The 14,394-nt window shown below is 54.7% G+C and carries 13 protein-coding genes and 1 pseudogene; 2 read left to right on the top strand and 12 right to left on the bottom strand.

The genetic code is table 11. The annotated features are described in order from the left end of the window. Positions 1 to 2: 2 nt before the first annotated feature. From Q0711_RS03530 to Q0711_RS03490, 9 genes are read right to left on the bottom strand one after another with little or no spacing between them, the layout of a single operon-like run. On the bottom strand, positions 3 to 593 hold the full coding sequence (locus Q0711_RS03530; RefSeq protein ID WP_298615787.1) for an HAD family hydrolase: 591 nt from the start codon (positions 591 to 593) through the stop codon (positions 3 to 5). Continuing rightward, positions 586 to 1,548 carry a glycosyltransferase family 9 protein gene (locus Q0711_RS03525; protein WP_298615789.1) on the bottom strand — a complete coding sequence of 321 codons (963 nt, stop codon included), beginning with the start codon at positions 1,546 to 1,548 and terminating at the stop codon, positions 586 to 588. Before Q0711_RS03525 ends, Q0711_RS03530 begins: the two co-directional genes overlap by 8 nt. A gap of 13 nt (positions 1,549 to 1,561) precedes the next feature. Continuing rightward, a complete protein-coding gene (locus tag Q0711_RS03520; RefSeq protein WP_298615791.1) occupies positions 1,562 to 1,990 on the bottom strand; it encodes a hypothetical protein in 429 nt (142 codons plus the stop codon). Continuing rightward, a complete protein-coding gene (locus Q0711_RS03515; RefSeq protein ID WP_366142465.1) occupies positions 1,987 to 3,237 on the bottom strand; it encodes a competence/damage-inducible protein A in 1,251 nt (416 codons plus the stop codon). Before Q0711_RS03515 ends, Q0711_RS03520 begins: the two co-directional genes overlap by 4 nt. A 4-nt stretch (positions 3,238 to 3,241) precedes the next feature. Next, positions 3,242 to 4,288 (bottom strand): MraY family glycosyltransferase, encoded by a 1,047-nt coding sequence (locus Q0711_RS03510; protein ID WP_299041603.1) that lies wholly within the window; start codon positions 4,286 to 4,288, stop codon positions 3,242 to 3,244. 28 nt (positions 4,289 to 4,316) lie between these two features. Beyond that, a complete protein-coding gene (gene glyA / locus Q0711_RS03505; protein ID WP_298615797.1) occupies positions 4,317 to 5,594 on the bottom strand; it encodes a serine hydroxymethyltransferase in 1,278 nt (425 codons plus the stop codon). Positions 5,595 to 5,653: 59 nt separating this feature from the next. Continuing rightward, positions 5,654 to 6,799, bottom strand: coding sequence for a CO2 hydration protein (locus tag Q0711_RS03500; protein ID WP_298615799.1), 1,146 nt, complete (start codon positions 6,797 to 6,799; stop codon positions 5,654 to 5,656). Further along, a complete protein-coding gene (locus tag Q0711_RS03495) occupies positions 6,796 to 8,292 on the bottom strand; it encodes an NADH-quinone oxidoreductase subunit M (protein WP_298615801.1) in 1,497 nt (498 codons plus the stop codon). The genes Q0711_RS03500 and Q0711_RS03495 overlap by 4 nt, the downstream gene beginning before the upstream one ends. Beyond that, a complete protein-coding gene (locus tag Q0711_RS03490; RefSeq protein ID WP_298615803.1) occupies positions 8,277 to 10,106 on the bottom strand; it encodes an NAD(P)H-quinone oxidoreductase subunit F in 1,830 nt (609 codons plus the stop codon). Before Q0711_RS03490 ends, Q0711_RS03495 begins: the two co-directional genes overlap by 16 nt. A gap of 99 nt (positions 10,107 to 10,205) precedes the next feature. Between Q0711_RS03490 and ggt the strand changes: the two genes are divergently transcribed. After that, positions 10,206 to 11,933 (top strand): gamma-glutamyltransferase, encoded by a 1,728-nt coding sequence (gene ggt / locus Q0711_RS03485; protein ID WP_298615807.1) that lies wholly within the window; start codon positions 10,206 to 10,208, stop codon positions 11,931 to 11,933. 9 nt (positions 11,934 to 11,942) lie between these two features. Beyond that, on the top strand, positions 11,943 to 12,527 hold the full coding sequence (locus Q0711_RS03480; RefSeq protein WP_298615809.1) for an L-threonylcarbamoyladenylate synthase: 585 nt from the start codon (positions 11,943 to 11,945) through the stop codon (positions 12,525 to 12,527). On the opposite strand, the gene Q0711_RS03475 is transcribed toward Q0711_RS03480, so the two are convergent. The 3 genes and pseudogenes from Q0711_RS03475 to Q0711_RS03465 form a co-directional block, all read right to left on the bottom strand. Next, positions 12,524 to 12,709: a hypothetical protein gene (locus Q0711_RS03475; RefSeq protein WP_298615812.1), complete on the bottom strand. Its 186-nt coding sequence runs from the start codon at positions 12,707 to 12,709 to the stop codon at positions 12,524 to 12,526. The two genes, Q0711_RS03480 and Q0711_RS03475, sit on opposite strands and share 4 nt — an antisense overlap. Before the next feature lie 366 nt (positions 12,710 to 13,075). Continuing rightward, positions 13,076 to 13,524: pseudogene (locus tag Q0711_RS03470) on the bottom strand (DUF29 domain-containing protein). A gap of 34 nt (positions 13,525 to 13,558) precedes the next feature. Continuing rightward, positions 13,559 to 14,362: an inositol monophosphatase family protein gene (locus Q0711_RS03465; protein ID WP_298615822.1), complete on the bottom strand. Its 804-nt coding sequence runs from the start codon at positions 14,360 to 14,362 to the stop codon at positions 13,559 to 13,561. Positions 14,363 to 14,394: the final 32 nt, after the last annotated feature.

The raw sequence follows: 14,394 nt of genomic DNA, 5'->3' as shown, positions 1-14,394 counted from the left end.
CCCTAACGGGGCGCAAGGTGAGTACAAATCCACTCTACGGCAGCGGCTAAATCCTCTGCAATGTAATCGGGTTGACTGGTGTGTTGGTAGCTCCCCTCAAGCACGCGATCGCCGAAGCCCGTCTGTACCAAAATGCCATAGCAGCCGGCATTTCGCGCCAGATCAATATCGGTGGCCTTATCTCCCACCATGACACTGCGTCTTAAATCCAAGTCGTGATCCCAAGCCGCTGCTACCAGCATACCGGTATTGGGTTTGCGCCATGTCGTCCAGCCTGCGTAGTCGGCTACAACTCCCCCTTCCGGGCGGCTGAGATCGGGACAGAAGTAAACCGCATCCAACACGGCACTGGCACTTGCAGCCAGTAATTCCTGGAGTCTTTGGTGGAGGGCATGGACATGATCAATGCTGTAATAATCCCGCGCCGGACCCGATTGATTGGAGGCTAAGCAGCAAAACCAGCCGGCCTCATTGAGTCGTCGTACTGCTTGAGCCACACCGGGGATGAGCTGCAAGTCCTCAAGGCGGTGAATATAGCCCACCTCTTGGTTTAGCACGCCGTCGCGATCCAGGAAAACAGCCGGTCTAGCCATGGCGCGCCGCCTCAATCACGGCTGCAACTGGAATGTCGGCCATGTTGCCTGTGGGGGACTTGACGGCACGAAAACGCGGATCCGCAGGCAAGAGTTTCGCGGGATCTGTAGGGCCAAAGAGCGCCACTAGGGGAGTCCCCACTGCCACGCCAATGTGCATTGGACCACTATCGGTACAGAGGATTTGTTGTGCCTGTTGCATGAGGGCAGCTAGCTTGCGCAGATCGGGTGGGCGGCTAATCTGAATGTTGGGCAGGGCTTGGGATAGTGCTTCCACCCATGCTTGATCCTCAGGCCCACAGACCACGATACAGGGCAGATGCGGCTCCTGCTGTTGTAGGGTCTGGATGACCTCAGCCCATGCAGCAGGGGGGTAAATTTTCTGAATCCCTTTGGTGAGTGCCATCTGACTTGAGCCACCGTGCAAGAGGCGATACCTCTCAGTCATCCCCAAGCGGTGCCGCTCTGCCGTTGCCCACTCTTGATCCGCCTCAGTAATAACGACCTTGGGCAGAGGACAGGGGGCGGTGATGCCAAAGGCTTTGAGTAAGTCGTGGTAGGTGGCAGCGGCGTACTGATTGAGGTTGAGCGGCACAGCATCGGTAAGAAACCCCAAAGGATTGAATTGAGCAAAGCCAACCCGCTTGGGAATCCCCGTCAGCCAGAGCAAGAAGCGCACGGCTTTACTCCGCCCCAAGGAAAGAATGGCGTCGTACTCGCCCTCGCGGAGTGTACCAATGAAGTTTGCCCAGTCGGCAAGGGCATTGCGGTTTTTGAAGTCAAAGGGAATGACCTGGTGGACACTGCTGCTGAGTTGGTAGGCCGCAACGGCACGGGGTTCAGCGACTACATCTAACCGCGCTTGGGGAAAATGGGCTTTGAGATCGTCAAGGGTGGGAAAAAAAAGAATTTGATCACCGATACCACCGGGCACCAGCGCCACGATATGTTTCATACAGGTTGAGAACCTATGCAAACTCGCTCTCAATTTTACCCGCAAGTTTTGATTGCAGGCGATCGCGCCACGCCAAGGCAAGGGAGAGTTCTGTAAAGGGAATGCGATGGCACTCTCCTGTGGGGGTTTGCAACACCAGATAAATGGTTCCCCTAAAACGATCACTCTCTGTCTCAAGCCGCCGGCCCCCACCCTCGACCCAGACGCTCTGGATGGCCGAGAATTCACAGGTTTGCAAATTGACAATACCCTGTCGCGTCGGTTGTCCCCAGATCAGGCGATCGCCCTGCTGACCAAGGACAGCGGCAATATCGTACTTGCTTGCCTCAAACTGTTGCGCCCAGTGGCGATAGTGTTCTAGCTTGCGGGACTCGACCCAGCCCAGCCATACCAGAACCACAAAAACCGCCAATAGGGGTAACCAAAGCAGAGCGTGACTCATGGGTTCATCAAGAGTTGCCGCCGCAATACATCCAAGGCATTCATTACACTCAACTGCCGCACCCAATCCCGGCCGCGTTGACCACTGAGGCGAAATTCATGGGTAATCACTTCGCCATTGGGCAATGCCACGCCAATATAGACCAGCCCCACAGGTTTAGTGGGCGTTGCTCCCCCCGGCCCTGCAATCCCCGTAATACTAATGCCCCAATCACTGGCCAAGCGGGCCTTAACCCCCAGCGCCATTTGGGCGGCCACCTCCGCACTCACAGCCCCCAGCTGGTGTAAGACCTGAGCATCAACGCCCAGTAGATTCACCTTCACTTCATTTGCATAGGCGATGACGCCCCCCTTGAAGTAGAGGGAACTCCCCGCTAGGCGGGTCAGCATTTCCCCAAGGCCGCCGCCCGTACAGGACTCCGCCACGGCCACGGTTTGGTGTCGCTCTTGGAGAAGGCGAGCAACCACAGATGCGAGCGTATCTTCATCAACGCCGTAGCAATCCATGCCGGTAATTTGGCGAATTTCTGCTTCGACCGGCTGAATCAGTTGTTGAGCCGTTGCTTCATCCTTGGCACGTACGGTAATGCGGAGGCGGGTTTCACCGTCGCTTGCATAGGGAGCCACCGTGGGGTGCTCTCGGGCAATTTGAGCCGCCACTTTTTCGGCCAGCAGGGCTTCGGGAATACCCCAAAACCGCAGCACACGGCTGTAAATGACCTCTTTTCCCCAGCCTTGGGAGCGTAAAAAAGGCACTGCCGTTTCTTGCCACATCCGTTTCATTTCCGCAGGCACGCCGGGAAAGGTGAGAATGATGAGACCTGTGCGCGGCTGCCAGATCATGCCGGGGGCTGTTCCCAGGGGATTGGGGAGAATCTGTGCCCCTACCGGCAAGAGGGCTTGCTTGCGATTACTGGGGCTGAAGCCGCCGCGATGGGCATACTTGCGTTCTAGGTCAGCAATAATTTCCGGGCGCTCTTCCAGGGGGGCTTGAAAAAAATCCGCTAGGGTTTCGGTGGTGAGATCATCGGGAGTGGGGCCAAGGCCGCCGGTGAAAATCAACAGACGGGCGCGATCGCAGGCAATGGCCACGACTTTTTTAATCCGCGTGGGATTGTCGCCAACCACAGTTTGGTAATAGTGGGGAATGCCTAAGCTCGCCAGTTGTTGCGCTAAAAACTGGGCATTACTGTTGAGAATCTCCCCGAGGAGCAATTCCGTGCCCACGCAAATAATTTCTGCACTCATTGTTTCAGTCATTTTCGCTGCTGCGCACTCGCTGCCAGACATACCATGAAGCAAAGCCCATTAAAAGGGACGCCGCCACCGCATAGCCCCATCCCCCCGGTAAACCCGCCAAAGCCAAAGCAAGACTACCCACCCACAGCGTCAAGCAGTAGATAAACAGTACCGTTACCCGCTGCGAAAGACCGGCCTTAAGAAGGCGATGGTGTAAGTGTCTCTTGTCAGGAGCAAAGGGAGATTGCCCCTTCAGGAGGCGGTTAAAAACAACGGTTGATGTATCCACAATCGGCACTGCCAGAATCAACAGAGGCACTAGAATAGCCACCGCTGTATAGGCTTTAACCAGACCAATGACCCCCAATCCTGCAAGGGTAAACCCCATGAAGTAGGCACCCCCATCCCCCATGAAAATTTGGGCAGGATTAAAGTTATAGCGCAAAAAGCCCAGTGCACCCCCTGCTAGAGCCGCAGCCAAAAGTCCTGCCTCTGGCTCGCCCATAAGCATACAGACGAAAAACATTGCAGACGCGGCAATACCGGACACCCCCGCTGCTAGACCATCCACACCGTCAATGAAGTTAATGGCATTGGCAATCCCCACCAGCCAGACCGTGGTCAGGGGTAAACTGAGCCAGCCGAGGTCAACCATGCCCACAAAGGGCACAGTAATAATGCGAATTTTCACGCCCACCGCCCAGACAATCCCCGCCACCAGAAATTGCAGGACAAGGCGTAGAAGCGCCGGTAAAGTGAGAAGATCATCCGCTAAGCCAATGAGGAAAAAGGCCACTCCCCCTAGGGTAACGCCCCAAATTTGATACTCCGCTGGCTGGGGGAGGACACCGAACCCACCCGCATTCCAGACAATGAGTAGTGCCACCAGATTACCGAGAAAGATAGAGACGCCTCCGAGGCGCACCATCGGGCGAGTGTGAATCTTGCGCTCATTGGGTTGATCGACAAACCCAGCTTTATGTCCAAGGTCATTGACAATGGGGGTGACCAAGAGGACAACGGCAATGGCAGCAAGAAAGGCAATCAGGTGGTACAGCATCTGCTCAAGAAAGGGGCAGGATTCCCCTTCAGGCTAGCACCGGTTGCGGCAATGGCAAGTGAGGATAAAGGGGAAATTTGGTGCAGAGAGCTGCCACCCGCTCACGGCAGCGGTGCTTGACGGCTTCATCGGTGGGAGCATGTAGGCGATCGCTAATAATTTCGGCGATTTCCCTAAACTCAGCTTCAGTGAAGCCGCGGGTTGTCAACGCAGGTGTTCCTAACCGCAGACCACTGGTAACAAAGGGAGAGGCCGGATCAAAGGGGATTGTATTTTTGTTAGTGGTGATATTAATTTCCCCCATCAGGCGATCGGCTTCTTTGCCCGTCAGGTTCACCGATCGCAGGTCAATGAGCATCAAGTGGTTATCGGTTCCGCCAGAAACAAGACGCAGTTGGCGTGCCTGCAGTCCGGCAGCGAGGGCTTGGGCATTGCGGATGACTTGACCAGAGTAGGCTTTGAATTCTGGCTTGAGGGCTTCACCAAAGGCCACAGCTTTAGCAGCAATCACGTGTTCCAATGGCCCGCCTTGGCTACCGGGAAAGACAGCCTTATCCAGTTTTTTGCCCAACTCTTCATCACGGGTAAGAATGAGGCCGCCGCGAGGGCCGCGCAGAGTTTTGTGGGTGGTGGTGGTGACTACATCACAAATGGGCACGGGGTTAGGATGGTGACCCGTGGCAACCAAACCGGCAATGTGGGCAATATCAGCCATTAAGTAAGCCCCCACCTCATCGGCAATTTGGCGAAACTCGGCAAAGGGAATCTGCCGAGGATAGGCGGAATAGCCGCAGATAATGAGCTTGGGACGATGCCGCTGCGCTAAATCCCGCACCTGATCCATATCGAGGCGTTCCGTTTCAGGGTGGACACCGTAGTGGATCACGTTAAACCATTTGCCGGAAACGTTGACGGGCGAACCGTGGGTGAGATGGCCGCCGTGGGACAAGTCCATGCCCATGATCGTATCGCCCGGATTGAGCAGTGCCAAAAAGACGGCAAAATTGGCTTGGGCACCGGAGTGGGGCTGAACGTTGGCGTGGGCAGCACCAAAGAGTTCCTTGGCGCGATCAATGGCCAATTGCTCTACTTCATCCACAAATTCACAGCCACCGTAGTAGCGTTTGCCGGGCAAGCCCTCGGCATATTTGTTGGTGAGAACTGTGCCTTGAGCGGCCATCACCGCAGGAGAAGTAAAGTTCTCGCTGGCAATCAGTTCAAGGTGTTGCCGCTGCCGTTGGAGTTCCCGCTGTACCATTTCAGCAACCAAGGGATCCGTTTGCGCAAGCCAATCAATGTGGGTCATTTTATTGTCAATGGAGGGAGATGAACTGCCATACTATCTTATCGCGGCCTGAGCCTTGCTTAATTGCCCATTTGAACACTCCAGAGGCGGGAGGTTTCGAGGCGATCCAGCCATGTTTCGTAGAAGGCACGATTGGCAGCTTGCTCTTGGGGGTCAGTGGTCGTCCAGGGATAGGGGGCAAGGGCAGTGATTGCTGCTGTGGTGACGCAAAACATTGACTTTTGGAAGGTCTGGCAGATTTTCACCCGCAAATCGCCTTCTCCCCGACCGTGGCGGCGATAGAACTCCAGTAGATAGGGGGGGAGATAGTGCCGCATATCCTGCATTAGCAGGGTGGGGGGAATGCCGGCAGCACCCGTGGGAATGGGATCGGCAAAGAGAGCACCATAGCTAAACTCCGCTTGCTCGCGGGAAATTTGCTGGGCTTGGGCGTTGAAGGAAACCAAGCCAAAGAAGGGGGTGCCCCGCAGGAAGACCGCTTCGATGTAGGGAATGGCCGTGTCGGCTAGAAAGGTAAGGTTGGCACTGGGGGGGAGGATGTCGTAGGTTTGACCGTGGATTTTGACGCTGTAGGTAATGGGGCGATGCGCCTCCGCAATTAGACCGGCGCGAATGTGATCCACCACATCGGGAATACTGCGAATCTCACCCGCATCGTAGCGATCGCTCAAGGTCAAGAAAATGGGATACATCACCGTCCAAAACTGCCCCAAGCCACTGTAGTAGCAAAGCATCCGCACCGTTTCCAGCAAAAATTCTGGAAAGAGCTGATTTAGCAGTTGCATGAGGGGATTGCCCCGCAGCTTAGCCGCAATTGCCTTGCCGGCTAATTGGCGAAATTCTGCCGAATCCAAGAAGGCATCAAGACCCCCACCCCCATGCCACATCATGGCGCGCATGCAGTATTCGGCATACTCATAGTTAATGCGGTCGTGCCACCAGTGGCGCAGTAGCTTGGGAATGGTAATTTCGCCATTAAAGTACTTAAAAAAGGGAAAGAGCACCAGGAACTGCCGCTCACTAATGTCACAGAGGTTTTCGGCGTAGGCTTTGAGCACTACCCCATAGCTTTTGAGAATGCCCACCACTTCCATGACATGGGTTGGTGTATCCGGCAACAGGGCTTGACCCCGCAGCAGTCGCTCTAAAATCACAGTCCGCAACTCAGGAGAGTGGGAGGTAAGCGTCGGACGAAGTAATGTCATAGGGTGGGCAGTGTCACAACAGTGGGGGTTAGCAAATCAACGGTGGTTTTGCTCCAGTGAATCAACCAGTTGGGAGCAATTCCTAACATTAAGATTAGCGTGGCCAAGATTAGGCTGGGTAGGCGATCGCCCCAAGCAACTGGGGGTAAATCCGTTAGCTCATTGGGTAGCCGACCAAAAAAGACGCGGTTCACCAGCAACAGAAAATACACGGCCGTCAAGCCTGTTCCCACCATACACAGGAGCGTCTGCACCGGAAAGGTGAGAAAACTGCTGCGAAAGATCAAGAACTCGGCAACAAAGCCAACCATACCGGGGATCCCGCCACTGGCCATGACACCGACAATCATCAAGCTGCCAATGAGGGGTAAACCCCGCTCTGGGTTCAGCAATCCCCGTAGCACCTCAATGTTGCGACTGCCGGTTTTTTCATAGACAACCCCCACCAGCAGAAAAAGGAGAGCGGAAATTAGCCCGTGGCTCATCATTTGGGCAATGGCTGCCAGAATACTCAAGGGTGTGGCCGTTGCAGTGGCCAAAAGGACAAACCCCATATGCCCAATGGAGCTGTAGGCCACCATTTTTTTCATATCCGTTTGGGCGATCGCCATCAGGGAACCGTAGAGGACGCTGACCACCGCCCACGTGGCCAATAGGGGCGCTAACACCTGCCATGCTTGGGGGAATAACTGCACGCCAAAGCGCACCAACCCATAGGTACCCAGTTTGAGGAGTACCCCTGCGAGTAGAACTGAAATGGGAGTGGAGGCTTCAACGTGGGCATCCGGTAGCCAAGTATGGAAGGGCACGAGGGGAATCTTAATACCAAACCCCACTAAAATCAGCCCCAGTAGGATCACTTGCGAACTCAAGGGCAGTAGGGTTGACAACTGGGGATCAAAATCAAAGGAGGGAGCATCGGCTAACCACACCAATCCCAGAAAGCCCGCTAGAAGCAGCACCCCAGAAAGAGCCGTATAAATCAAAAACTTCGTGGCTGCATAACTACGCCGTGCCCCACCCCAAATCGCAATCAAAAGATACAGGGGAATCAACTCCAATTCATAAAAGAGGAAAAAGAGCAGCAAATTGTCGGCCAAAAAGGCACCACTGACGCCAGCATTCAACAGCAGTACCAGGGGGTAATACAACCGAGGACGGGGCAGATGGACAGAGGTGGCCAACAGGGCAATCAATGTTAGGAAGTTATTCAAAACCAATAGCGGCAGCGACAGACCATCCACACTCAGGCGATAGCTCAACCCCAGTGGCTCTAACCAGGGAATCACCTCTATTAATTGCGGCGCCGCATTACTCGGATCAAACAGGCGAGCGATCGCGAGACTCACCCCAAGGGCGATCGCGATCACTATGGCTGCCAAAGTGCGATAGGTTTGTCCCCTTGTTTCAGAGGGTAATAGAGTGAGAGCCACTGCACCGAGCAAGGGCACCCAGAGGAGGAGACTCAACAGCGGCATTACAGGAGTAGCCATGCGATCGCCCCCCCAAGAATCGCCACACCAATAAATACCAGCAGTAAATAGGCTTGGGATTGACCACTGGCACTGTACTTCAGCAACTCCCCTCCGACAAGGGAGGCCACACCCGTGGTATTCACAATTCGATCCACAATCTGGCGATCCACCCAGGCGCTCAACTGCGAGAGGGATCGCACTGCCCAAACCACGGTATAACGGTAGAGTTCCTCAATGTAAAAGTCGTAGGCCAGCAGATCCTGCACAAAGCGTAAGGGCACCTTAATGGAGCGCGTCCAACTGCGCTTGAGGGTCACAAAGCCGCCCAAAAGAATCCCCGCTCCGCCGGACACCACCAAGAGAGCCACAATTCTCCAGTCAATTGTCTCCGGCAACAACTGCACTCGCTGCAAGATAAAGGGCACCAGCAAATTCAAAACACTCAACGTTACCATCGGCACAGCTAAAGGCCAAGGCACTTCAGGGGCACGGCGGGTTTTGGGTTGCGTAGGACCTAAAAAGACTAAGCGAAAGACACGGGTGAGGTTTACCGCCGTCAACAGATTCACCAGCAAAATCAAGCCCACTAGCCAAGGGAGGTCGGGCCAATAGTAGTCTATACCCCGATAGAAAGCCCAAAAACCCCCAAGGGGCAGACAGCCAATGAGGGACAAACCGCCAACAACAAAAGCCGAACTGGTGGCCGGCATCCGTCCCCCTAGGCCGCCCAATTCCGTTAAATCCTGACAGTTAGTGGTCATAATCACGCTGCCAATACTCATAAAGAGCAATGCCTTGGCGATCGCGTGGGTCAGCAATACAAACAGGGCAAAGTCTGTCCAGTTCGTGCCGACACCGATGAAGACCAGTCCCAGATACGCACTTGTCGAGTGAGACAGTGCGCGTTTAATGTCAATTTGAGCAATGGAGACAAGCGACTCACTAATGGCCGTCACCGCACCGATGAGAATCAACAGTGCATTTGCCCCTGGGCAAGCTACAAGAATCGGCTGTAGCTTAATCAGGATATAGGCACCCGCAGCCACCACCACCGAATTCCGCATGATTGAGGCAGGGTTAGGGGCTTCCATTGCTTCATCCAGCCAGAGGTGTAAAGGCACTTGGGCGCATTTCCCCGTAGGACCGGCAATGAGAGCCAAGCCCAGTAAAAAGCCCCAACCCTGCGGTAAGTTAACCTGTTCTGCCCATTCATAGAGATCGGGAAAATCATAGCTGCCCGCAAGGCTCCCCACAGCAACGACCCCCATCAGCAGGAGAATATCCCCTACCCGTTTCGTGAGAAAGGCATCCCGTGCAGCTTTGACCACGAGCGGCTGAGCATACCAAAAGCCAACGAGCAAATACGTCGAGAGGGTCAGCATCTCCAATAGGCCATAGCTAAGTAGAAGGGAGTTACTGATGGCAATGCCACTGAGGGCTGCTTCAAAAAAGCCCATGAGGGCAAAGAACCGCGCCATGCCCCAGTCCTTTTCCAGGTAGCCAAGGGCAAAAATTTGTGCCAAGATACTCAGACCCGTCACCAGTTCCATTGCCGCGGTGGTGACACTATTGACCAGAATCGAAAAGGAGAGGTCTAGACCGGGCGCTTGCAGCCAATGCCAAACAATTGTTGTGGTGGCGCCACTGCGAGTTTGTTGCAACAGAAAAAAGCCATGGACAAAGGCAGCGAAGGTCATGAGCAGGTTAAAGTAGGCAGCAGGTCGAGGGCCGGTGCGCCGCACATAACCGGTGGCCCAGGGCAGTGTTAGGGCTGCACCCACCAAACCATAACAGGGCACCCACCAACTGGTTTCTAAAAGTGAATTTGGCATGACAAAAATGAATCTTGGCGGTTGATAGATTTTGCAATAATCCTCTTTTCGTGTATTTTACAGGCTGGCGTTCCGCAGCAGTTTTGAGCCAAATCAATTATGGGACAAGGGTTTAGTCTAGGGAAGCTTGGGCAGTGGGGGCGATCGCCCCTCCTAGGCATTGTCCTAGCGGTAACCTTTTTTCCCGCCCCACCCACCCCAGCCCAAACCATTAGCCAACGGGGAATGGTTACAGCGGCACAACCCGCAGCAGCAAGAGTAGGGATAGAGATTCTCAAAAAAGGGGGCAATGCTGTGGATGCCGCCGTGGCAACGGCATTTATGATCTCAGTGGTTGAACCCTATGCTGCTGGGATTGGCGGGGGTGGCTTTGCCCTTGTGTATCACGCTCCCTCTCAAACCATCCATGCCCTTGATTTTCGGGAACGGGCCCCCCTGCAAGCAACACCAACCATGTATCTGAATGAGAAAGGAGAGGTAGTTCCCCGTGCCAGTTTAGATGGCGTCTTGGCCGCAGGCACCCCCGGCACCGTTGCCGGCTTAGCCACTTTGCACCAACACTATGGTCAACTGCCTTGGTCTCAGGTGGTGGCGCCTGCCATTCAGGCCGCCCAACAGGGATTTGCCGTTACCTCCCGCTATCGGCAGTGGGCGACGATGCGCCAATCTGTTCTTCAGCAAGATGCCACCGCTGCGCGCATTTTCCTCAGGTATGGTCAAGTTCCCCCCTTGGGCACCCTCATTCGGCAGCCAGAGTTGGCAAAAACTTTGGGGGCGATCGCCCGCGACCCAAAAAGCTTTTATGAGGGTTGGATTGCTGGCGCGATCGCGGACTTTATGGCAAAGCAAGGGGGCAAAATCAGACAAGAGGATTTGCGAACTTATACTCCCCTTTGGCGATCGCCAATCTGTGGCACCTACCGTGTATTTCAAGTTTGTTCGATGCCACCCCCCTCTTCTGGGGGTGTTGCTCTTGTGCAAATGCTCAACCTCTGGCAACTCCTTCCCCCTACTTCCACCCCCTACGATCGCGGTCACTACCTTGCCGCTGTGATGCAAATTGCCTATGCTGATCGCGCCCGTTATCTTGGGGATAGTGACTTTGTGCCTGTTCCCGTAACGACCCTCACCAGTCGTCGCTATGCCCAACAGCGGGTGACAGAAATTCTCCCTCGGCGTGCCCGTGCTCAAGAAGCCGTTGCTCCCGCAACCCCGATCCAACTTGCAGAGTCGGATAATACCAGTCACCTGAATGTGGTGGATGCCCAAGGGAATGCGGTTAGCCTGACGTTTACAATTAATGGTCCTTTTGGTGCAGGTGTGGTTGTGCCCCAAACAGGCATTCTCCTCAACAACGAAATGGACGATTTTGCCATTGCCCCCAATCAACCCAACCTCTTTGGGGTTGTCGGTATTCAAGCGAACAATAGCTCCCTTGCCAATGGTATTGCCCCCGGCAAGCGTCCCCTCTCCAGCATGAGTCCGACAATTGTGCTACGGGATAATCGCCTCCATATGGTTCTAGGCTCAGCGGGGGGCAGTCGAATCATCACCACGGTGCTGCAACTGTTTCTGAACGTGGTTGATTTAGGCCAGGATGCCGCTACTGCTGTCAGTCATCCCCGCATTCATCACCAATGGGCACCGGATACCCTCTTTGTCGAGCCAACCATCCCCCGTCCTTGGCTCAAAACATGGCAGCAGTGGGGCTATCGGGTCGAACAAACCCGCCCGTGGGGCAATGCCAGCTTAATTCGTGTTTTAGATCAGGGACAATTGGAAGGGGCAGCCGATCCGCGGGGAGAAGGGGTTGCCGTTGGTTGGTAGGAAGGAGGCATGGCACAGGTAAGTCTAGCTGCTTTAGTGGCCGCAGTGCGCACAGGCAATTGGTTAATTAGTTTTCCCACCGATACGGTGCCCGCTTTGGCCAGTCGTTGCGATCGCGGGGAATTAATCTATATCGCCAAGGAGCGCCAACCAGATAAACCCTTGATCCTCATGGGCGCCAACCCTGAGCAACTCTGGCCGTTTGTACGTGGCACTGCCGCTGAATGGGAACAGTGGTCTGCAATGGCGGCGCGTTATTGGCCAGGTGCTGTAACCTTGGTATTGCCTGCCGCTGAACTCCCCCGCGGATTGAACCCCCTAGGTACAGGCACGATTGGCTTACGGGTTCCCGATTGGCCGCCTGCTCAAGCCCTCTTGGAGCAAACAGGCCCCTTGGCCACTACCAGCGTTAACCGCTCAGGTCAACCCCCACTTATTGAATTGGGGGCGATCGCTCGCGAGTTTCCCCAAGTGCTGACGCTCTACCCTTGGCAGTTACCCCCTACGCCTCCAGAACCCTCAACCGTGGTGCAGTGGCAAGCGGGGGAATGGCACGTCCTACGCCAAGGGCGAGTGCAGATTCAAACATCCTAGTACTGGGAATCAATTTCCCCAGAGGCGACCCGTTCGAGGAGTTCCTGTAAAATTTTTTTCTCTTCTTCGGAAATTTGGCCATCGGAGAGCACCGCATCAATAATCTGGCCATGCTCCTCAAGGGTAAGAATTTTATCTTCTAGGGCTTTTTCCACCAAGGCTTTAATCTGTGCTGTATCCATCCTGCGACTCCACGTCGTCACTGCCAGTATAGCCTCACACTTGACCCGGTGCGCAGCAAGCCCCGCCGTACCGCTGCGCAGGAGCAAGCTAGCAGGGCAGGGAAGGATAGCGTCAAGGGGGGAGCCGTTCTATCATCTTGCTGTCGGCCGCAACCACGCCGACCTACGGTAGGGCATGCCGGAAATGACGCCTGGGGAGATACGAGCAGCGGATCCGCACTCGGTGTAAGAACCCACCGTTCGCGCCAGCGGGACGGAGTCCCTAGCGACTTAAGATCATCGGCTTGAGCGCCCTAGGAATCTTTGGCCTATTGCTACGCGGGCGCAAGCTAACAAGCCGGGGAGGATGTCAACTTTGATGCTGACCTATTTCGTGGAATGCAAGTCTCCGGGAAAGTCTGAATCCAGCAATTGTTCTGGACTGTAGGGACAGGTTTCAGGTAAGTCCTGATAGTCTAGAGGTGTTTCCAAGCACACTAAATCTAGTCCTGCCAAATAGGCCTTGGCGATCGCCTGCGTGAGATAAGACTGAAGGCTAGGATTCTCTTCCAATAAATCCTTAATCTCCCGTCGCTGAATCTGAATCATGACTCGCCAGCTTTTACTCCGTTTTTGCGGCTGATAGTCCCACTTCAGGAGATGCCCAATCAAGACTCCTAGGCATTCTCTAGCTCCCGACGCTCCTGCCTGCCCAAGGCTTCAATTTCCTCCACGAGGTGGGCAATATCAAGGTGGCTAAAGTCTCTTGCCTTCAGCAACTTTACCTGCTCTAGAGTCCAGGCGTAAAAATCGCTTTCATAAAGATTGCTTTGCATGAGTTTTTATGAGCTGGTCTCCTCAAGCTGCATTTTAGAGAATGTACGCGGCAAAAAATTGCCCCAAGCTGGCACTGGCACTCACTAGGGTATGGAAACTGCGACTCCCGGCTTCATGACCCGGTTGAAGGGGAAACAGTCTTTGCCCAGATTGCGGCGCATCTAACCATTGCCAGTGGGCACCAGCGGCATGGACAATCGGCCAAGCGGGGGCGACATCCCAAAGGCGAGGTGTGCGCTCTACAGCACCGAGGGTATAACCAGCGGCAACGGTCAGCAAATTATAACTGGCAGAACCCAGCATGCGAATTTTGCAGGGGAAGGGACGCTTGAGCACATCGGTACTGCGGGCACAGAGACTAAAAAACGTCTGGGAATTTGGCTCACTGACCTTGACGTGAATGGGCTTTTCATTCAAATAGGCACCATTGGCATGATCCGGGGCTTGATGGAAGCCATGAAATGTTTGCCGAAGGCCGGGAACGTGCACATAGCTAAATACGGGTGTGCCTTGGTAGAGCAAACTCAGGGCAATACACCAAATGGGCAGACCATGACTATAGTTGGTCGTGCCATCAATCGGATCAATGATCCAACACCACTGTTCACCGCCATAGGTATGGTTGCCCTCTTCACTCAGACAGCCGTGGTGGGGAAAGCGCTCTTGCAGTATCTCAGTGATTTTCCGATCGGCCCAAAGGTCGGCGCGGGTAACAAGGCTGCCATCGGCTTTGCGATCGCTGGGGGACTGCCCTGACCACGCCAGCAACTGGGGGGCAACCACCTGTTGAATCTGTTGACAGGTTTCCAGCACCTGGAACCAAAACCCTGAGTTCATCCGCCGTCTCCCACTGCGATACAATGAGCACG

Source organism: uncultured Thermosynechococcus sp., from assembly GCF_937958135.1.
Classification (GTDB): Bacteria; Cyanobacteriota; Cyanobacteriia; order Thermosynechococcales; family Thermosynechococcaceae; genus Thermosynechococcus.
This window is presented reverse-complemented; position numbering and strand designations above follow the sequence as displayed.